The organism is Paenibacillus spongiae (assembly GCF_024734895.1).
GTDB classification, from domain to species: domain Bacteria; phylum Bacillota; class Bacilli; order Paenibacillales; family Paenibacillaceae; genus Paenibacillus_Z; species Paenibacillus_Z spongiae.
Window position 1 is genome coordinate 444,903 of sequence record NZ_CP091430.1, and the last position, 21,452, is coordinate 466,354.

The following is a 21,452-nucleotide window of genomic DNA, read 5'->3' on the forward strand; positions in this document are numbered from 1 at the left end:
ATCTATACAAGGCTGGAAATGTAAAGTATACTCGGGGCAGACTGACAAGGTAACATGGGAGGGAAGGAAGAGATGATATTTACCGGCAGCTTGAAGACAGACAGGCCATCATCCGTATTATTTAACGTAGAGGGTCCAGCGGATTGGCTGATGTTCACGTTCGATTACGAGGGTGAAGGAGGGTGGCGTACGTTTACACTGCGCGATCCCGGCGGAAGAGTTCGGTATACTCATCTGAACTGCTATAACAGCAGATCGGCTATCATTCATCGCGAGTACGCGGAGACGAGCTTCCTGGGGGTTCCCGGAGAGATCGAGGCGGGTGAATGGGAGATTAAGTTTGTCGATGGCTCACCGCCGGCCTGCACGCTTGCATTGGAATGGAAATCCGGGGTTGGCGAAGTTCCTGAGGGCAGCTGCATCCCGCCTGGCGAACGGAATTATTGGACAGAAGCAATGAATGGCGTTAAGGACTACAAGCTGGATTTATACGATTGGCATGAATGCCGGGAAGAAGGGGCGCGGTGGTATAAAGGGGATTTCCATACGCATACCGTTCTGTCAGACGGGAAGATGACACCCGAGCGCAACATGGAACAGGCGGAGATCATGGGGCTGGATTTCTTTGTAGCCACGGACCATAATCTGATCTCCACGTCATGGCCTCAAGGCCGCGCGCTTGTCATCCCAGGCGTTGAATATACGTCCGGCAGCGGTCATTGGAATGCGCTTGGAGTCCGGCAGTGGCATAATTGGACCTATAATGCGCCGGACGGGGGGATCGGCACCGGCGAGGGGATGAATCGATTGATGGCGGAGGTAGGCCAAGAGGGAGCACTTCGTTCCGTCAACCATCCGATGCTGACGCCATGGGCCTGGGTGTATGAAGACACGCTTCTGAAGAATGTAGATTGCCTGGAGATATGGAATGATCCTACTTATGCGACGAACCCGGCCGCAACAGAACGCGCGCTCGTCCTGTGGAGCGCACTGTGGAACGAAGGCTGGAGGCTGCCCGGAATCGGAGGCTCCGATTCGCATATGCTGCCTACGGAAACCTATTCCGATGGCAGTCCGCCATCCGTCATAGGCGATCCGGGAACCTATGTGTATGCGGAGCGGTTGTCGCCGGCAGCCATCCTGGCGGCGGTTCAAGCGGGCCGTGTATATGTATCGCGCGGACCGGAGCTGGATGTGCGGGTTAGCGTCGGAGGGAATGAATATCCGCTCGGCAGCGATTTGACGGAAGCGGTTGCATCGGCGGCTAACGGGGCGGTAGACATTCGTCTTGCCATTACCGGGGCTGCCCAAGGCAAGCTGCACGTCATTGCGAATGGAGCGGAAGCATCGGTTCTGGATATACCGGAAGAGGAGCATGCGACAGAATTCAAGCTGCACTGGAGAGCGGCAGAATATGAATGGGTGAGATTCGAAATCCGCAAAGCGAACGGCGAGCTCCTGGCGTTCACGAACCCGGTCTATTGCGGGCAGAAGGAGAAGACGATCTCAACCTGGGGGGAACTGCTCAAGAAGGCTTCGTTCGACGTGCCTGTCAATTAATGCTCCGGCGCGGCGGCGCTTCAATCCTGGGAAGGTCGGATAAGAGCCAAGGAATAGTAGAAAGGATTCAATCGAATACTGTCATACGCGCTGAATCCTTTCGTTAGAAGGGTTCAGCGTTTTTTTTATGAGAACCGCATCGAAGATAGCTTGCGATCACAGCGCCGATGAACTGCGTGGTCTTCGCGGTCTCGGGCCGCTACGTGATGGAAAAAAGAACTTCTTGGTTACGGCAGAGAGCGGCTGATCAGCCACAAATTCGTCAAACTCAGCTGCAGCAGCTGTGAAGAAGCAGCTTGACTTCTGGACGAGAGTTTCATTTGTCGAAACCAAAATATAAACGTTTAAAATTTCTTAAAAAAGGCTATTGAATTCGATTACACAATACAATATAATCGTGTTGAAACGTTTAGATTCCGCAAAGAGATATAAATATACATTTTTATCGACAATTTTCGAGCTGGATTGAAACGTTTCACCAAAGTTGTCCAGACGCAACGTTTGAATCACATTGGATAATGAGGGACATTCTAACTGGGGGTGGATGCGCTTCTCGACCGGATAGGCCAAAGTGTGCTTGAAAAAGCGTAATTAAAGGTAAGTACCTATTATGGAACATTATCAGCGACATCATGAGAGGGGTAAGCTACATGAAAAAAACATTTAAAGTGATGACGGCCCTTGTGCTAAGCGCAGGATTGCTGGTGGGCTGCGGATCTACTAACAACAATACATCCGGCGGCACGAATGCAGGCGCGGGGAACGAGAAAGTAACCTTGAACGTATGGGGCATGGGCGAAGAAGCGAAGACGCTGCCGAAGCTCGCGGATGAATTCACGAAAGAAAATCCGAACATTACGGTTAAGGTTCAATCGCTGCCTTGGGATCAAGGCCATGAGAAGATGCTGACGGCTGTCGCATCCAAGAAAGGTCCGGACGTCATTCAGATGGGTACTTCCTGGATCCCGGAATTCGCTGATGCAGGTGCGCTTGCTGACTTGACGCCATACCTGTCGCAATATCCGGAGCTGAAGCAGGAGAACTTCTATCCGGGTGCGGTTGAAAGCGCGAAGTTCGGCGATAAGTATGTAGGCTCGCCTTGGTACGTTGAGACTCGCGTTCTTTATTACCGTACGGATCTGCTGAAAGAAGTGGGCTATGAAGCGGCTCCTGCAACATGGGACGAACTGTCCGATGCCGCTAAGAAGCTTGCTGCCCGCGGCGACGGCAAATACGGCATCAGCATTGACCCGAAAGAGCAATCCTTGGGCTTCATGTTCGCCCGTCAGAATGGCGCGGAATGGTTCACGCCAGACGGCAAGCCTAACTTCAACGACCCGAAATTCGTTGAAGCCGTAACATACCTCAACAGCTTCTACCAGAACGGCTCCGCTCCGAAGGATCTGGGACTTGATATTATCCCTGCTTTCAAAGAAGGCATTCTGCCTATGTTCATCAGCGGTCCGTGGATGATTAAACTGATCAAGGATCAAGCGCCTGAAATCGACGGCAAGTGGGCAATGGCCGTACTGCCGAAGAAAGAAAACAACACCTCGCTGCTTGGCGGCTCCAACCTGTCGATCTTCGAATACTCGAAGAATAAGGACGCTGCAGCGAAGTTCATCGCGTTCATGAGCAAGCCAGAAACGCAGATCAAGTGGATGGAGCATACAAGCTCCCTGCCGGCCGTAACTTCTGCATGGGAGAACGATCTGCTGAAGAATGACCCGAACTACAAAGTAATCGGCGAGCAGCTGAACGCAGCTGTACCTATGCCGGTCATTCCGGAATTTGCGCGTATCGGCGAAACCTACCTGAAGCACTTCGAAGTCATCTACCGCAACAACGCGGACGTGAAGAAAGAGATGGACGCTTTCAATGACGAAGTTGTCAAATTGATGAAGTAATCTTGACGATTGTTTCAGCAACATGGATCTTCGGATCCGAACTGAAGCAGGCCGGCTGCATTAGGCCGGCCTGCTCTTATATATGCCGCGCGCATGAAGAAGGAAGTGAGATTTCCTGATGAAGAGTTTTCTGAATAAACAAGCGCCTTATGTATTTATCGCACCGACATTGATTCTGCTCGCCCTGTTCTCCCTCGTTCCGATCCTGGTTGCGCTCGTAATCAGTTTCACCGATATGGACCTTGGAGGATTGGCGAATTTCGAAAACATCAAGTTTATCGGCTTTACCAACTATGTTGAAGTGCTGGCGGACCCCGTATTTCTGAAGGCGATCTTCAATACGCTCTTCTACGTTATCATCGGCGTGCCGCTTGTTGTTCTATGTTCGTTAACTATCGCTTTGTTGATCAATTTGGGCACGTCCCGGATTTTCAAAGCCTTTCGCGTTGTCTATTATCTCCCTTCCGTGACGAACATCGTGGCCGTGGCGGTTGTTTGGAGTTACCTTTATAATCCGTCGATCGGCCTGTTCAACTACCTGCTGAATCTTGTGGGATTGCCGGATGTGCCGTGGCTGACGGAACCGACCACCGCCAAGCTTTCGCTGATCCTCCTTGCGTTATGGAAGTCGATCGGCCTGAACATGATTATCTTCATCGCGGCGCTTCAAGGCATTCCGAAGTCCTATTACGAAGCCGCGCAGCTTGACGGAGCGAACGTATGGCAGCAGGTGACGCAAATTACGGTTCCGATGCTGCGGTTTGCGATTTTCTTCGTATCCATTACGACGATGATCGGCTGGCTGCAGTTCTTCGAGGAGCCGTTCGTCATGACCAATGGCGGTCCGCTTGACGGTACGTTGTCCGTCGCGTTGTTTATTTACCAGAACGGCTTCAAATTCAACAACTTCGGATACGCGGCTGCCGGATCCTTCGTGCTGTTCGTGTGCATCATTGCCATTACGCTTGTTCAGCTGAAGATGCAAAAAAATGAGTCGGACATGACTTGAGAAGCGGGGAGATAACAATGAGTTCAACAACTGCAACGAAGAACGGGAAGGAGCGTCGAGGAAGCTCGTTTCAATGGATATCCGGCATTGTTCTGGCCATTGGAGGCATCTTCTTCCTGCTGCCTTTCTTCTGGATGATCCTGTCTTCCTTCAAGCCGGAAAACGAGATCGCGAGTGTCCCGCCAACCCTGTGGCCCGAAACCTGGACGCTGCATAACTTCAAATATTTGTTCCAGAACATGAACTTCGACGTGTACTTGGTCAACACGCTGATTGTCGTTGCGTTCTCGTTCGTCGGCCTGTTTCTGAACGCGGTGGCGGGCTTCGGCTTCGCCAAATACGATTTCAAGGGCAGAAACGTGCTCTTCGTGCTTGTGCTGGCGACGATGATGATCCCCAGCCAGGTGACGATGATTCCGGTATATCTGATCCTCAATTCCCTTGGACTGACGAACACGATGATTGGGATCGTGCTTCCGGGCCTCGTCGGGGCTTTCGCGATTTTCCTGTTCCGCCAGTTTATGTCGACGATTCCGACGGAGCTGCTGGAAGCGACCCGTCTGGACGGCGCGAGCGAATATCGCATTTTCCTGCAAATCGTATTGCCGATCTCGAAGCCCATTATCGCGGTTCAAGCGATTCTCACGTTTATTGCCGGCTGGAACAGCTTTCTGTGGCCGCTCATTATCGCGAACGATGAGAAGCTGTATACCTTATCCGTCGGCTTGTCGCTTCTGAAAGGGCAATATGCCGGCAACTACGGCCTGCAGATGGCCGGCGCGGCGTTCATGGTCGTTCCCGTGATCATTTTGTTCACTTACTTCCAGAAGCATATTATTGAGAACTTCAGCATTTCCGGAATGAAATAAAGCTAAGAAAGAAGGTTCTCCTGCATGTCTTCTTCCGATAACAAGCGTCCTAACATTTTGTTTATCATGTCGGACGACCACGCTTCACATGCCATCGGAGCATACGGGAGCCGCATCAACCAAACGCCCCATCTGGACCGGCTAGCCAATGAAGGGATGCGCTTCGACAACTGCTTCTGCACGAATTCCATCTGTGCGCCAAGCAGAGCCTCGATTCTGACGGGGACCTATAACCATATTAATGGCGTCAAGACGCTCGGCGACGATCTGGACGGCCGTCAAGTGACGTTCCCGAAGCTGCTCCAAGCGGACGGCTACCAGACGGCGATGATCGGCAAATGGCATCTCGGACACGGCGGCAACTACGACCCGACGGGATTCGATTATTGGAGCGTGCTGCCGGATCAGGGCGATTACCGTGATCCCGATTTTATCGAGATGGGTACGGTGAAGAAATTCAACGGGTACGTTACGGACATTATTACGGATAAATCGCTGGATTGGATCCGGAACCGGGACGAGGAACGCCCGTTCATGCTGATGTGTCATCATAAGGCACCGCACCGCCATTGGGAGCCGGATGAGAAGCATATGCATCTCTATGAAGATATCGAGATTCCGGAGCCGGTCACGTTCAATGACGATTACGCCACGCGTTCGCAGGCGGCCGTCCAGGCGAAGATGCGCATTGACGATCTGAACGATCTGGATACGAAGGGCCCGCCGCCGGCAGGGTTGTCCCCCGAAGAGATCCGAAAGTGGAAGTATCAGCGGTATATCAAGGATTATCTCCGCTGCATCGCTTCCATTGACGATAACGTGGGCCGCATGCTGGATTATCTCGACGAAGCCGGGCTGGCGGAGGACACAATCGTAATCTATACGTCCGACCAAGGCTTCTTCCTCGGCGACCACGGCTGGTTCGACAAACGGTTCATGTACGAGGAATCGCTGCGGATGCCGTTCTTGATCCGTTACCCACGGGAAATCAAGCCTGGCAGCGTGAGCGATACGATGATCCTGAACGCGGACTTTGCCCCTACGTTCCTGGAATATGCCGGTTTGCCGGTCCATGAGCGGATGCAAGGCTTCAGCGTTCGGCCGCTGTTGAACGGCATGATCCCGGACGGATGGCGGACATCGATGTATTACCGGTATTGGATGCATCTGGACGGCTGCCATGAGGTTTATTCGCATTACGGCATTCGCACGCACCGGTATAAATTAATCTATTATTACGCACAGGCGCTGGGCACGACGGATTCACGCGACGAATCCTGCCCGCCGGAATGGGAATGCTTCGACCTGGAGCAGGATCCTTATGAGCTGAACAATGTGTACGGCCTCCCGGAATACGCAGATCGAATAGAAGACTTGAAGAAGCAGCTGGAAAAGCTGATGGAAGACGTCCAAGACGAATACATCCATTAAGCGGAGGTTACAGCATTGACGGATATACAATTGCAATCGTTACTGAAGGAAATGACATTAACCGAGAAGATTGCGCAGCTTCTGCAGCTTGCGCCTGCATTCTACGAAGGGGCGGACAGCGCCGGCCAGATTACAGGCCCGCTGGAAGGCATGGGCATAACGGAGGAGACCGTCCATCATGCGGGCTCCGTGCTTGGACTGGGCGGAGCGGAGGAAGCCATCGCGATTCAGGATGCCCATATCCGCAATCACCGGTTATCCATACCGCTCGTTGCGATGGCCGATGTCATCCACGGCTACCGGACCATCTTCCCTGTGCCGCTGGCGCTGGGCAGCTCCTGGAACCTTGAGCTGGCGCAGCGCTCCGCGGCGATCGCGGCGAAGGAAGCGTCCGTGGCCGGCATTCACGTTACCTTCTCGCCGATGGCGGACTTGACGCGCGATCCCCGCTGGGGAAGGGTAATGGAGTCGACGGGCGAAGACCCGTGGCTTAACAGCCTGTTTGCGCGCGCGTTCGTGCGCGGTTACCAGGGCGTGGATTTGTCGAAGGAACCGTACAAGCTGGCGGCTTGCATCAAGCATTTCGCGGCTTACGGCGCTGCTGAAGGGGGCCGGGATTACAATACGGTCGATATGTCGGAATGGATGAGGCGCGAATATTATATGCCTTCTTACCGTGCCGCGCTAGAGGAAGGCTGCGAGATGGTGATGACCGCCTTCAATACGGTGGACGGCGTTCCGGCGACGGGCAACCGCAGACTGATGAGAGACATGCTTCGCGATGAATGGGGCTTCGACGGCGTTCTAATCTCCGATTGGGGCGCGGTGAAGGAGATGATTCCCCACGGCGTCGCGGAGGACGAGCGGGAATGCGCGCTCAAAGCGATTGAAGCCGGCGTCGACATCGAGATGATGACGCCGTGTTACGTTCACCACCTGCAGGAGCTGGTGGAGAGCGGGGAAGTGGACGAAGCGCTTATCGACGAAGCAGTCATGCGCATTCTGAAGCTGAAGCGCAAGCTGGGACTGTTCGAAAATCCGCATCGTTATGCTGATCCTGCGATGGAGCGTGAAATTCTCCTTAGCGGCGAACACCGTGCGGCGGCCCACGAGGCTGCGCTTAAGTCATGCGTACTGCTCAAGAATGAAGCCATGCTGCCGCTCTCGAAGACGGCGAAGGTGGCGCTGATCGGTCCGTTCGCGCTCAGCGATGACTTGCTCGGGCCATGGTCTTGCATGGGCGTAAGGGAAGAAGCCGTTACGCTGAACCAGGGCATGCTCGCCATTGCGGGCCAATCGCAAGTGTCGGCGGCAAGCTGCGGTGTAGAGAGCATGACGGATCAGGAGCTTGCGGCTATGCTCGCTGCCGCCCGTGAAGCCGACGTTGTCGTGCTGGCGCTGGGCGAAAGCTCGGAGATGAGCGGCGAGGCGGGATGCCGGGCCGATATCCGTCTGCCCGGCATGCAGCTGGAGCTGGTGAAGCAAGTGAAAGCACTGGGCAAGCCGGTGGCCGTCGTGCTGTTCAACGGCAGGCCGCTTGATCTTCATGGCGTGCTGGAAGAAGCGGACGCCGTGCTGGAAGCTTGGTATCCCGGCAGCAACGGCGGCGCCGCGGTGGCGGAGCTGCTCTACGGCGTGGTGAATCCGTCCGGCCGTCTGACGATGAGCTTCCCGCATTCCGTGGGACAGGTGCCGGTGTACTATAACAGCTTCAACACAGGAAGACCGCAAGGGGCACCGGATGCTCAGGTGCGCTACGTATCGCAGTATCTGGATATCCCGAACGAGCCGCTGCTGCCGTTCGGATATGGTCTAAGCTATGCCGACTTCCAATACGGGGAAGCCGTCTTGTCGGCTAACGAGCTAAACGCTGACAGCAAGCTCCAGCTGTCCGTTCGGGTAACGAACGCCGGCAGACTCGAGGGCGAAGAAACCGTTCAGCTCTACATTCGCGACATAGCGGGGGAGACTGTCCGGCCGCTGCGCGAGCTGAAGGCCTTCGAGAAAACGGCGCTCATGCCGGGAGAAAGCAAGGATATCGTGTTTGAGATTACGGAGGAGATGCTTCGGTATCACCATTCGGATTTGCAATATAAGAGCGATCCGGGACAGTTCATGGTCATGGTCGGTCCGAACAGCCGTGATGTGCAGGAGCTTAAGTTTGTTTTGAAAGCATAGAATGACGCAGTGGGAAAGGAGACCCGTAAGATGAGTACAGAACAGAAATTGGATGCAATCTCCGTTCAGGCGGACGGGCTTGCCTTTACGTTCATGGAGAGCGGAGATTTACGGGATATACAGTTTAAAGGGTTAATGGTTAACCAGGTTATGTCCAACCCGATCGATGGATCGATGAACAATCTTTATCTGCGCGTGCATCAAGGGGAGCGGATTATATCCGCGCCTCTGCTGGGCGTGCGGTCAAGCAGCAAGATGAGCGTCTCGGAGCGGCGCATCGTATGGAGCGGGGAAGCTCTAGGCGTAGCTTATCGAGTCATCTTTACGCTTATGCCGGGACTGGTTTGGTTCTGGGAAGTACAGCTGGGCGGCGAAGGCGTTCAGGCCGATGTGATTTACGGCCAAGACATGGGACTCGCCGACAAAGGCGCGGTGCGCACGAATGAAGCGTACATGTCGCAATATGTGGGTCATACGGCGTTCAGCGACGAAGAGAACGGATATGCGGTCTGCTCGAGGCAAAATCAGCCGATGTCAACAGGTTTTCCGTACCTTCAGCAAGGCTCGTTGACCAAGGCGACCGCGTATTCGACGGATGGCTTCCAATTTTTCGGCCTCTCTTATAAGGAGACGAATGTGCCGGAAGCGCTTGGGCGGAAAGAACTGGACAATACCGTATACCAATATGAATTTGCCTATACGGCGCTTCAATCGGAGACGGTTCAGCTGAGTGGAACGTCTTCGTTTGTTTTCTACGGTTTGCTAAGGCCAGATCATCCGGCTGCGGTATCCGAGCTTGAGTTCCGGGAGGAAGTGCTTGGGGCTTGGGAGCAAGCGAAAGCGATGGATACCGGCGAAGGCCGTCCGGCAGGCGAGAGAATCGTACTGAATGAACGAATGGGCGAGCCCCTTCGCGCCGAAACGATGACGCTTGCCGACGTAGAAGCGTTATTCCCTGTGCGGCAGCAGGAAGAATGGGATGGCGAAGAGCTGCTCTCTTTCTTCACCGGGACGTATGAGCATATCGTGCTGAAGGCGAAGGAGCTTCGCATGGAACGGCCGAACGGCCACATTCTGATGAGCGGCGACAACGCGCGGTTGAACGATAACGTTATCTCTTCGACGAACTATATGTATGGGATCTTCCACTCGCAGATTACGCTGGGCAATACCTCCTTCAATAAATTAATGACGAATGCCCGCAACGCGCTGAACGTGCTGAAAACATCCGGGCAGCGGATCTATGTCGAGAAGGAAGGCCAATACCGCTTGCTTACAATGCCATCGCTGTACGAGATCGGGTTCAACTATGCCAGATGGCATTACAAGCTGGCAGACGATACGCTCACCGTTACGGCATGGACATCGGTGGATTCGCCGGAGCTTGCGCTTGAAGCCGTCTCGAAGGCGGGCAAGAAATGCCGCTTCCTCGTAACGAATCAGATCACGATGAACGACAAGGAATATGAGCTTCCGTATCGCATGGAGCTGGACGGCAGCGATCTGGTCTTCCGCGCCCATGCGGAATCCATGAGCGTGAGCGCTTATCCGGGGCTGCATTTCCGCGTTAGCGTTGAAGGCGCGGCAATGTCGGTACGGGATGAGAAGGCTCTGGCGGCTGCAGCGCCGGCAGGATCGGCGTCGCTTGCGGTGCTGGAATTGGAGCCGTCCGACAAGTGGCGGATGACGGTACAAGGCAACCTGGAGGAAACGTCTCATTCGAACCGGCCGGCTCTGGAACGTTCCGCCGAGACGGAGATTGAGCGCTACCGGTCCTTCTTGTCGTCCGTCATGAACGGGTTTCAATTGTCGCATGAAGCGGGAAACAAGGCGCAGGAGCTGCAGAAGTTTAATGCGCTCGCATGGTGGTATACCCATAACATGCTTGTTCACTATTCTGTACCGCATGGACTGGAACAATACAGCGGTGCGGCTTGGGGCACGCGCGACGTATGCCAAGGGCCGACGGAATATTTTATGGCGACGGGAAATTACGATCAAGTGAAGGAAATTCTGAAGACGGTCTACACCCATCAATATAAGCATGACGGCAATTGGCCGCAATGGTTCATGTTCGATCGGTATTACCGCATTCAGCAGGAGGAGAGCCACGGGGATATTATCGTATGGCCGCTGAAAGTGCTGAGCGATTATCTGCGGGTAACGGGCGACTTCTCGATCCTGCAGGAACGCGTGCCATATACCGCACATGGAGGCGAGCTGACGGAAGAGACGTATACCGTTCTCGACCATGCGCGCAAGGAATTGCAGTATATGAAGGATCATTTCCTTCACGGAACGAACCTGTCTTCCTATGGGGACGGCGACTGGGACGATACGCTGCAGCCGGCGAACGCCAAGCTGAAGCAATATATGATCAGCAGCTGGACAGTATCGCTCACGTACCAAGTGTTCTCCCAGTTATCCGGCGCATTGTCGGGCCAAGAGGAGCTTGCGGAACTGGCGGCAGAACTGAAGGAGCTGGCCGAGGGCATCAAGGCCGACTTCAACCGCTACTTGGTGAAGGACGGCGTCATATCGGGCTTTGCGTATATGGAGGAACCAAGCAGCATCGAGCTGATGCTTCATCCGGGCGACGAGAAGACGGGCATTACGTACCGACTGCTTCCGATGACGAGAAGCATGATCGGCGAACTGTTCGACGAGGAGCAAGCGGAGGCGCACTACCGTCTCATTAAGCAGGAGCTGTATTGCCCGGATGGCGTTCGCCTGATGAATCGTCCTGCGGAATATGCGGGCGGCGTCAGCACCCGGTTCAAACGCGCGGAACAAGCCGCGAACTTCGGCCGCGAGGTCGGCCTGCAGTATGTCCACGCGCATATCCGCTTCATCGAAGCCATGGCGAAGCTGGGCAAGCGGGATGAAGTGTGGCAAGGGCTGGCGATGATCAATCCCGTCGGCTTGCGCGATGTCGTCCCTAATGCGGACTGGCGCCAGAGCAACGCGTATTTCAGCAGCTCGGACGGCAAATTCGCGGACCGGTACGAGGCCCAGGAGGGCTTCGGCAAGCTGCGTACGGGCGACGTTCAGGTGAAAGGCGGCTGGCGCATCTATTCCAGCGGTCCCGGCATTTATATGAATCAGTTAATTTCGAACGGTCTGGGCATCCGTCAGGAACGCGGCGATCTGATCATCGACCCCGTGCTGCCTGCGGATATGGACGGGCTATGCTTCCGCTTCCAATGGATGGGACGGGATATCCAGTTCCGGTACGCGATTGGCGGCGATATCGTCCGCTCGGTAACCGTGAACGGAGAGTCCGTACAGACGGCGGTTAACGGGAACCGTTACCGCCACGGCGGCGTCCGCATCGAGGGCGGGACGCTTGCGGAACTCCTTAAGGATGGCCTGAACGAAGTCGTTATCGGGATGGAATAACGAAGGCGAATAGGGAGTGTTTCCCACCGAAAGTATTCCCTCAGGCTATACTTTTGATATAATCGACGAAGAGAATTGAAAGCGGGTAGTGAAAGACAGGAGCGATAGCTGTGGTAAGCATCAAAGACATTGCCAAGCACGCGGGGGTATCCATCGCAACCGTATCTTACGCGCTGAACGGAAATCCTAAGGTAACGGAAGAGACACGGAAGAAGATATTAACGGTTGCTCAAGAGCTCCATTACGTGCCGAATGCGGCTGCCAGAACATTGAAGAAGCGGAAGACCAAAATTCTCGGAGCTTTCCTGACATCCTTCGAAGGGGCTTTCTACGGAGAGCTTCTTCAAGGCATGAAAGAAGAGATGGGCAAACGAGGATATGACCTTGTCATCTGCAGCGGAACGCAGTCCCACCGGATGCTGCGGGAAGGCTTCCTGGATGGCGCGATTATTCTGGACCGGCTATTCTCGGACGAGGAGCTTCTTTTTCACGCAACCCGCGGCCATAAGCTGGTCGTGCTGGACCGCGAGCTGAGTCATCCCAACATCGTTCAGGTGCTTCTGGACAATAAAGCCGGAGCGACTTTTGCGGTGGAATATCTGCTGCGGCATGGCCATAAGAAGCTGTATGTCGTAACGGGGCCGACAGGCTCATACGACGCCGAGCAGCGGCTGCAGGCGGCGCGCCAGACGGTGGAGCGCAACGGCCCGCTCTGGTATGCCGAGATTCCCGGCAACTTCGACAAAGAGAGCGGCGCCGCCGCGGCGCAGCGCATCATCAGTGAATACAGCGGCCCGGTTGCCGTCTTCTGCCTGAACGACGAGATGGTGATCGGCATGTACCGCGCGCTGAAGGATACGCCGTACCGGATCGGCGAGCATATCCATGTAGTTGGGTTCGATCATATCGAAACCGCGGATTATATACAGCCGCGCCTGGCCTCTATTGATTATTCCAAAAGAAGATGGGGCGCGGTTGCGGCCGAGCAGCTGCTCAAGCTGATTGAAGGCCTCGGCTCCGAACATGAGCGTATCTACGTTTCCCTTGTCGAAGGGGAGTCTGTGAAACGCAGTTAAAGAAGAAGCCTACTGCAATAAAGAAGGGCTGCCCCGCATTCATGTATGAATGCGGGGCAGCCCTTGCTCGCGTTGCAAGGTATTAAAGAACATAAACAACCCAGCACTTCATACGGTGCTGGGTTGTTTGTACATAGAATAAATATAGTATTAGTTCAACGTTTAATGACGTTTATGGTTAAGGCTGCTCAGGTGCAGCGAAGCTCATGATCTGATTCGCCCGCTGCGTGATGGTTGCAACGGAAACGTCGTATTTGTCCGCCAGTTGGGACTTTGTTACCTCATGGCCGTTCATGGCGCAGATGCATTGCTCCAGGGCGGCGGGGAACACGCCTGCTTTCTTGATGACGGGCTGCTCTGCCTTGGAATAATCATTCCAGAGCCGGATCGCCTGGCCGACTTCATCGGCGGGATACAAGTCTTGGGTCTGTTCATACAAATTCATAGCCGTCTGCTGATAAGTCTCATTCTCCCACGCTAATTGTTCATTGATGAGGTCAGGGATGGATGGGTCAGCGGGAGCCGCCTCGGGAACGATAGCTGCGGGTACTGCAAGGTTCGTTGCATTCTTATTCAGACAGCAGCGCTTATATTTGATTCCGCTGCCGCAATAACATGGTTCGTTTCTTCCTAACTTCTGCATTCAATTACCTCCGTTATGCCTATCCCAATACCGTAACAAAAAATGTGAATAGGATCAAGGGAATATATTGGAATATCTTGATGTATTAGGTGGATGAGCCATTTCGGGTCATTCAAATTGCTCCTCTTCAGGGGGATTATTACCCGGCCCAATCGCGGCGCAGCGTGAACAGATCCTTCAGCTCCTCCGTCGACAGCTCGGTAATCCAGCCCTCGGAATTGGAGATGACCGTATCGCTGAGCTGCTGTTTACTCTCCAGCATCTCGTCGATCCGCTCTTCCAATGTGCCCAGGGATATAAACTTGTGTACCTGCACGTCGCGGGACTGGCCCATCCGGTAAGCGCGGTCCGTTGCCTGATTCTCAACCGCCGGATTCCACCAGCGGTCGAAGTGAAACACATGGTTCGCTGCCGTCAGATTAAGACCGACGCCTCCGGCCTTGATCGACAGGATAAATACGGACGGCTGATCCTGGGCCGGCAACGCACGGGATTGAAACTGCTCGATCATACGGTCCCTAGCCGATTTGGAGGTGCTGCCGTTCAGATAGAGGACAGGCTCCTGCAGCTCCTGCTGAAGAACCTGCTGCAGCATCTGTCCCATGCCAATGTACTGGGTAAAGATCAGGCAGCGGTCCCCTTCCTCCCGCAGCTCCTTCACCATGGCAAGGAGACGCTCCAGCTTGGACGAACGGTTGACCAGTGTCTCCGTATCGAGAGGGCTCCCATTTGCGTTAGACAGCTCAGGAAGGGACTCCTTTGTCAGCAGCATTGGATGGTCGCAGAGCTGCTTCAGATTCGTAATCGCGGCCAAGATGGCTCCTTTGCGTTCAATGCCCTCCAGCTTCTGCATGCGTTCCATAAGATCGCTCACGGTTTGATCATAAAGCGCGCCCTGCTCGGGCGTGAGATGAATATAGGTTTTCATCTCGTTCTTATCCGGCAGATCGAGCTGTATGGCCGGGTCCTTCTTCTTGCGGCGGAGCAGGAAGGGCTTCACCAGCTTCTGCAAATCCTTCGTGCGCTGCTCGTCCTGCTCCTTCTCAATTGCATTGCTGAACCGGTTGGCGAATCCCCGCATGGTGCCCAGATACCCCGGGTTGATGAAGTCATAGAGAGACCATAGCTCGGACAGCCGGTTCTCGATCGGCGTTCCGGTGAGGGCGATGCGATGCCTGGCCGGGAAGCTCCGGACGGCCGTCGATTGCTTGGTCTGCGCATTCTTAATGTTCTGAGCCTCGTCCAGGCAGATGGTTGTCCAAGTGAATGCCTTAAGCAGCTCTTGATCGAGCGTTGCGGTGGCATACGAGGTGAGTATAATATCCGCCTGCCGCGCTTCTTCCCAGAAAGCCTCTTCGCTGTAACGTTTGCTTCCATAATGAAGCATCACCTTCAGTGAAGGAGCGAACCGGCTTAATTCCTTCTGCCAATTGCCCAGCACCGAGGTGGGACAAATGAGCAAGGAAGGGGAGCCTGATCCGGCCTCCGCATTCCTATCCGCCGTTTCCTTCACATGCAATAAATAAGCGATGAACTGGACGGTTTTGCCGAGTCCCATGTCATCCGCCAGGCAGGCTCCCAGTCCAAGACGGCGCAGGAAGGCGAGCCAGGCGAACCCGTCGCGCTGGTAGGAGCGCAGATCTGCTTGCAATCCGGCAGGTAAGTCGACCGACGGCCATTCCGCTTGCTGGCCGAGCTGGCTGATCAGCTTGGCCAGATGTTCATTCAGCTCGACCTCCAGCTGGATGTTTGCGGATTGCTGCGGCTGCCCCGCCGCGGCGCTTTCCGCCTCGTCCGTATTCCCCAGCAGATGCAGCTGCAGAATATCCTGGAAGGACAGTCCTTGCATGTCGTCCACGCCTGACATGGCTTGGCGGATTTGTGCCAACAGGGCCGGATCGAGCGGAATCCACTGCCCCCGGAAGCGGACCAGGCGTTCGTTGCGGGCGACCAGCTCGGCGAATTCACTCTCGGTCAAATCCGTGTCGCCAATGGCAATCCGCCAGTCGAAATCAACGAGCGACTGAAGCCCGAACAGCGAGCTCCCGGAGCTGCCGGCGCCCGAGCTGACCTTGGCGCGAAGACGGGGCTTCCTCCGGCTGGCCGCTTCCCACCAAGCCGGGAGGAGCACCTGCCAGCCGGCTTCGAGCAGCTGGTAGCTGTCCGCCGTCAGGAATTGCCAGGCAGCCTCATCGGTCAACGGCCCGCCCAAGATATCGCCGCGGCTGCCCGATAGCAGCACCGTGGGCAGACATGCCCGTAAGCGCTCAAGCCAGCTTGCAGAACGCTCGCGCACATGCCCCGACCAATCGGCCGGCCATGAGCCTGACGCTTGTCCATCCTGGGCTAGCCGGGCAGGCACTAGCAGACCCGGATCCCCCTTATCCTGCAGCACGAGCTTAAGCCGCCATTCGGGGTCATCCTCATCCGGCTCGAGCAGCTGCAGCAGAGGACGGAACGGTGCCGTATCCGCCTTCCAGCCGATGGAAATGAGCCAGGCTTGCTCATCTAAGCCTGCTGCCGCCGCACTGCCTGGCGTGAAGAGAAGCGGGTACTCCCTGCGCAGATCGGCATTCGTCTCCTCCGTTCCATAATAACGGTGAAAGACGGCGGCGGAGAACGCCGCGCACAGGCCGTCATAGAAGCCGTTCTGTGCGCGAAGCTGTTCCAGCGCCGCTTGCGCTTGCTGATCCAGGGCTTCATCATCCCACGACCACAATATCTTTCCGGTTCGATAAGCGGGAAAGCTGGGTGCGTATTTCTTCTCCTCGATGCATGCAGCTAGTACGGAGGCAAGCTGAAGCAGCGGAGCGGCGTCTTCATCCCAGATCCACTCGACATGCTGAAGCAGCTTGCCTTCCGCAAAGAAAGGAATGACTTGCTCGGACGGAAGCAGCACAAGCTCGATTTCCTGGATCGTTTGAATGTCCAGCTCGGTCCCGTAGAAGGAAGGTTCATGCCAGGCGAACAACCGCTGCTTCATGAATAAGCCCGGCGCGTGGTAGGAAGGAATCGATCCATAGATGAGCGCATCCCCGTGCGTGGTCAGGCTGACCTGTATCGTTATCGTTTCCAAATGTAGGCTCATGATATCAATTTTCCTCTCCGAAGCTCCTCATGCAGGGCGCGAAGCCGGCTGTGGCGGCCGGTGAACGAGCTCAGGAAGTGCTCCCACCGCGCTTCCTGCTTCATCCGTTTGTACAGCTTGGCGAGCCGCTTGAGCAGCTTCACCGCTGCTTTGTAGCTGTCTCTATTCTTTTGCGCGATGTACCGTTCCACCGCTTGATGATAGAACGGCAGGAGCAGCTCCGGCGCTTCCTTCTCAATCGGCTGCAGGACGCTGACGCGGAATTCCAGGGGCTCGCTGCCCGTACTGAGCTGATAATCGATCCACTGCTCCCATTTGCCATAGGTAAGCAATGCATCTGCATAGATGCCTCTGGAATAAGGAGACATGCGGTCCAGCGTCTCCCACATATCGGGCTCGGACTCAGGATGATGCCGGGTGGTCATCTCCCAATAACGTCCGTATTCGTCCAATTCATCACCCGATCGGAGCAGAGGGCCGATTGCCGTCAGCCAATCCCGCAGCCGTTCCCATTGCTCTGCCTCGATCAGCATATCCAGAAGCGGATAAATCGGGTTTCGCTTCATCGCGGGAATAACGGTTGCCTTGCGCAGCCGCTCCAAGGCCTCCCGATCCTGCCCCAGGTAGAAGTGCATCCAGACTTGAGCCAGCGTGCATTGGAGGCGGGCAGATGCAGTTTGCAGCGTCCCTTCGGCAGCCTTCAATTGCTGCAGCTCCTCTGTATACAGCACGTAATTGCTTCCGTCAGTTCGGAGCCAGCCTTGCCATAGCCGGTAATACAAGCCGAAGTAATAATGAAGATTCTGCGCTTCCGTCAGCATATGAGTGCGTAGATAGGCCAGCGTCTCCGTCAAGCGCTGCCCATGCTCCGGGTCAGGCGCGGCGGCAAGCTCTTCCGCCAAGCAGCGCTCTATGGCTTCCTCCACATCGTCGGCTGCAACTTGCGTGTGATACCCCATGTAGACATGAGAAGAATGGTTCCACGTATGCTGGGAATGCTTCACAAGCTTCTCAAGTATGTAGAGATAAGTATGAAGGCGGAACAGCTGCTCCATGCCAGGGGATAGCTGGGGTTTGATGCTATTCATCGCTCTGAGAGCACCTTGGACATAATGGGCGTTAGGCGTGTGATTGGCCATTGGGGCGAGACAATGTTCAAACAGCTTATGCCACTCCGGCAGCGGGAGGGAGTTCAAGGAACCGGCCCGTTCCTTGAACTCGGCAAGCTCCCGGGCTTGCTTGGCGGCAAGGGATGCGGCATGCAAGGCGTTCTTCGCCGTCTGCTGCAGCATGGCATTCGATTTGGCATTGACGAGCGCATGAACCGGGCGCTCCTGCCGGTTGGCATAGTCGAGGAGGGCGGCCAGCATATGTTTGCAGTTCCAGCTTACTGGACACGAGCAGTTGCTGTCCGCCAATGCGTCCAGCCGGATCTTGACGCGATAGTTCTCGCTTCCTTCGACAATCGCTTCAATGACCCGGCTGTCTTGCATCGTCAGCTTACGGACGCGTCCTTGCTTATAGTATTGGAATCCACGCTTGATCGTAAGGTCGTTGAATTCCCCCTCCACATCGTGGAGGAGCTCGGCCCACTGCGTATCATCCATTTTGTAAATCGGTTCCATCATGGCACTGTCTCCTGAGAACATATAATCGTATTTCACCTTCCATTATAACACCGCTTGATCGAATGCTGTGAAGCCTAGCAAGCAATTGCAGAATTAGGCAATAAATGTTCAAAAACTTTGTCAGGATATTGTGATAAAAATCACATAACACGCCCTGAGCGGGTCCTATAATGAGGATTAGTTGAAAGGGGCTGTTACTGTGGAAGCATTGGAATTGGCCAGATGGCAGTTCGGCATTACGACCGTCTATCACTTTTTGTTTGTCCCTCTGACCATCGGACTGGCTTATTTAATCGCATTTATGCAAACGATGTATGTCGTCAAGAAGGATGACAAATACAAGCGGATGACGAAATTCTGGGGGAAAATCTTTCTTCTGAATTTCGCGGTCGGCGTTGTCACCGGTATTATTCAGGAATTTCAGTTCGGCATGAACTGGTCGGATTATTCCCGGTTCGTCGGCGCCGTGTTCGGCGGTCCGCTGGCCGTCGAAGCGCTGGTCTCCTTCTTCATGGAGTCCACATTCATCGGAATCTGGATCTTCGGATGGGATCGCTTGTCCAAGAAGGTCCATTTGGCCTGTATTTGGCTCGTGGCGGTCGCCGCGACGCTGTCTGCTCTATGGATTCTGAGCGCGAACGCCTTTATGCAGGAGCCGGTTGGTTATGAGATCGTGAACGGCCGTGCGGAAATGACGAGCTTCTTCGCGCTGCTTGGCAATAAACAGCTGTGGGTTGAGTTCCCGCATGTGATCTTCGGGGCGCTCGCTACCGGCTCGATGTTCGTGGTCGGAATCAGCGCATACAAAATGCTGCGCAAGCAGCAGACCGATATATTCAAAGCTTCCTTCCAGATCGGCATCGTGGTAGTGCTCGTGTCCAGCCTGCTGACTGCATTCGCCGGCCACGACCAAGCGCAGCATCTGATGAAGTCGCAGCCGATGAAGATGGCGGCCACCGAAGCGCTTTGGCATACGAGCGGGGAAAGCGCGCCTTGGACGGTTATCGCCTCCATTGATCCGGAGAAGCGGGAGAACCGGTTCCAACTGGAAATTCCTTACGCGCTAAGCATTCTTTCTTATAACAGCCTGACCGGCAAAGTGCCGGGTATGCTGGAACTGCAAGCCGAGTACGAAGCCAAATACGGACCGGGTAACTATATTCCGCCGGTACGGACGACGTTCTGGAGCTTCCGGATCATGGTGGGGGCGGGAATGGCGATGATCTTCCTCGGCTTGTTCGGAACGATTGCCGTTATCCGCAACAAGGCGGAAAAGTATCGCAGATATTTAAAATGGATGCTGCCTGCGATGGCGCTCCCGTACATTGCGAATTCGGCAGGCTGGATTATGACGGAGGTCGGGCGTCAGCCGTGGATCGTATTCGGTCTGCAGAAGACGGAGGACGGCGTATCTCCATTAGTATCGTCCGGTATGGTCGCCACCTCCTTAATAGGCTTTACGTTGGTCTACGGCATACTGGCCTCGGTGTTCGTCTATCTCGTCGTGAAGACGGTCCGCCAGGGAGCGGATGAGGCGGACGAATCTCACGATCCGAATCATACGCCGAATGCCGATGCAGCTCCAGCCCCTTCGTTATAGGAGGGCGGAAGAATGAAGAATCAACTTGAAAGCGAGGCGGAAAAAAGCGAATGCTGGAAACCATATGGTTTATACTGATTACCGTGCTGTTCGTCGGATTTTTCTTTCTGGAAGGCTTTGATTTCGGTGTCGGCATGCTTACGCCGTTTCTAGGCAAGTCTGATACGGAACGCAGAGTGATGATTAATACGATCGGCCCGTTCTGGGATGGCAATGAAGTATGGCTGATCACGGCTGGCGGCGCGATGTTCGCGGCTTTCCCGAATTGGTATGCGACGCTGTTCAGCGGCTTCTACATGGCGTTGTTCCTCATGCTGCTCGCACTGATCGGGCGCGGGGTTGCTTTTGAATTCCGCAGTAAGGTCGAGAATCCGAAATGGCGCTCTACGTGGGATTGGGTCATCTTCTTCGGCAGCCTGCTGCCCGCGCTGCTGTGGGGCGTCGCGCTAGCCAACCTGATGAGAGGGGTGCCGATCGATGCGGATATGAATTACGTCGGCTCTTTCTGGGATTTGATCTCCCTCTATTCCTTGACGGCCGGAGTGAGCATGGTTCTTCTCTTCCTGCTGCACGGAGCGCTCTTCCTTTCGTTAAAAACGGAAGGTGTGCTGCGTGAGCGGGCACGGGCGGTTGCATATCGGATCGGCGCATGGACAAGCGCGGTTCTGCTCTTGTTCGTCGTACTCAGTTATTTCGAGACGGATATGTTTACTTCCAAAGGATTAAGTCCGGGTATGGTTCCCGTTCTGGCGGGGTTGGCCTTATTGTCCGTTCACTTCTTTATTAAAGCGGGACGCGACGGCTGGGCATTTATTATGACGGGGGCAACCATCGTATTATCGACGATTACGGTCTTCATGCTGCTGTTCCCGAACGTCATGATCTCATCGCTTAACCCGGAATGGTCGCTCACGGTCTACAATGCAGCATCGAATACCTATACGTTGAAAGTCATGTCCATCGTTGCTTTGACGACGATTCCGTTCGTATTGGCTTATCAAGCATGGACCTACTGGGTGTTCCGCAAACGGGTTACGGCCACGGATCACTTGGATTATTAATAA

General features: G+C 54.9%; 13 protein-coding genes. 10 read left to right on the plus strand and 3 right to left on the minus strand.

All coding sequences use genetic code 11. The annotated features are described in order from the left end of the window. The first annotated feature begins 72 nt into the window (after nucleotides 1-72). The 8 genes from L1F29_RS02000 to L1F29_RS02035 all read left to right on the plus strand — a co-directional run bounded on the left by L1F29_RS02000 (nucleotide 73) and on the right by L1F29_RS02035 (nucleotide 13,429). Complete coding sequence (locus L1F29_RS02000) at nucleotides 73-1,560, plus strand: CehA/McbA family metallohydrolase (RefSeq protein WP_258386738.1); 1,488 nt, start codon at nucleotides 73-75, stop codon at nucleotides 1,558-1,560. A 650-nt stretch (nucleotides 1,561-2,210) separates the two neighbouring features. Then, entirely contained in the window at nucleotides 2,211-3,467 is a 1,257-nt protein-coding gene (locus L1F29_RS02005; protein WP_258386739.1) for a sugar ABC transporter substrate-binding protein, read from the plus strand. Between the two features lie 118 nt (nucleotides 3,468-3,585). After that, entirely contained in the window at nucleotides 3,586-4,476 is an 891-nt protein-coding gene (locus L1F29_RS02010; RefSeq protein WP_258386740.1) for a carbohydrate ABC transporter permease, read from the plus strand. Nucleotides 4,477-4,493: 17 nt separating this feature from the next. After that, nucleotides 4,494-5,345: a carbohydrate ABC transporter permease gene (locus L1F29_RS02015; protein WP_258386741.1), complete on the plus strand. Its 852-nt coding sequence runs from the start codon at nucleotides 4,494-4,496 to the stop codon at nucleotides 5,343-5,345. Nucleotides 5,346-5,369: 24 nt separating this feature from the next. Beyond that, entirely contained in the window at nucleotides 5,370-6,776 is a 1,407-nt protein-coding gene (locus L1F29_RS02020; RefSeq protein WP_258386742.1) for a sulfatase family protein, read from the plus strand. 51 nt (nucleotides 6,777-6,827) lie between these two features. After that, the gene (locus L1F29_RS02025; RefSeq protein ID WP_373876516.1) at nucleotides 6,828-8,954 is read left to right on the plus strand and encodes a glycoside hydrolase family 3 N-terminal domain-containing protein; all 2,127 of its coding nucleotides are present in this window, start codon (nucleotides 6,828-6,830) and stop codon (nucleotides 8,952-8,954) included. Nucleotides 8,955-8,984: 30 nt separating this feature from the next. Further along, a complete protein-coding gene (locus tag L1F29_RS02030; protein WP_258386744.1) occupies nucleotides 8,985-12,353 on the plus strand; it encodes a GH36-type glycosyl hydrolase domain-containing protein in 3,369 nt (1,122 codons plus the stop codon). Nucleotides 12,354-12,463: 110 nt separating this feature from the next. Next, nucleotides 12,464-13,429 carry a LacI family DNA-binding transcriptional regulator gene (locus L1F29_RS02035; protein ID WP_258386745.1) on the plus strand — a complete coding sequence of 322 codons (966 nt, stop codon included), beginning with the start codon at nucleotides 12,464-12,466 and terminating at the stop codon, nucleotides 13,427-13,429. A 178-nt stretch (nucleotides 13,430-13,607) separates the two neighbouring features. On the opposite strand, the gene L1F29_RS02040 is transcribed toward L1F29_RS02035, so the two are convergent. The 3 genes from L1F29_RS02040 to L1F29_RS02050 all read right to left on the minus strand — a co-directional run bounded on the left by L1F29_RS02040 (nucleotide 13,608) and on the right by L1F29_RS02050 (nucleotide 18,788). Continuing rightward, nucleotides 13,608-14,072, minus strand: a complete 465-nt coding sequence (locus tag L1F29_RS02040) for a YecA family protein (RefSeq protein WP_258386746.1) — start codon at nucleotides 14,070-14,072, stop codon at nucleotides 13,608-13,610. A gap of 139 nt (nucleotides 14,073-14,211) precedes the next feature. Then, nucleotides 14,212-17,160: a DEAD/DEAH box helicase gene (locus L1F29_RS02045; protein WP_258386747.1), complete on the minus strand. Its 2,949-nt coding sequence runs from the start codon at nucleotides 17,158-17,160 to the stop codon at nucleotides 14,212-14,214. Further along, complete coding sequence (locus L1F29_RS02050; protein WP_258386748.1) at nucleotides 17,157-18,788, minus strand: SWIM zinc finger family protein; 1,632 nt, start codon at nucleotides 18,786-18,788, stop codon at nucleotides 17,157-17,159. The genes L1F29_RS02045 and L1F29_RS02050 overlap by 4 nt, the downstream gene beginning before the upstream one ends. Before the next feature lie 199 nt (nucleotides 18,789-18,987). On the opposite strand from L1F29_RS02050, the gene L1F29_RS02055 reads away from it, so the two are divergent. Together L1F29_RS02055 and cydB are read left to right on the plus strand one after the other, a co-directional pair. Next, the gene (locus L1F29_RS02055; RefSeq protein ID WP_258386749.1) at nucleotides 18,988-20,388 is read left to right on the plus strand and encodes a cytochrome ubiquinol oxidase subunit I; all 1,401 of its coding nucleotides are present in this window, start codon (nucleotides 18,988-18,990) and stop codon (nucleotides 20,386-20,388) included. A gap of 50 nt (nucleotides 20,389-20,438) precedes the next feature. After that, complete coding sequence (gene cydB / locus L1F29_RS02060) at nucleotides 20,439-21,449, plus strand: cytochrome d ubiquinol oxidase subunit II (protein WP_258386750.1); 1,011 nt, start codon at nucleotides 20,439-20,441, stop codon at nucleotides 21,447-21,449. Nucleotides 21,450-21,452: the final 3 nt, after the last annotated feature.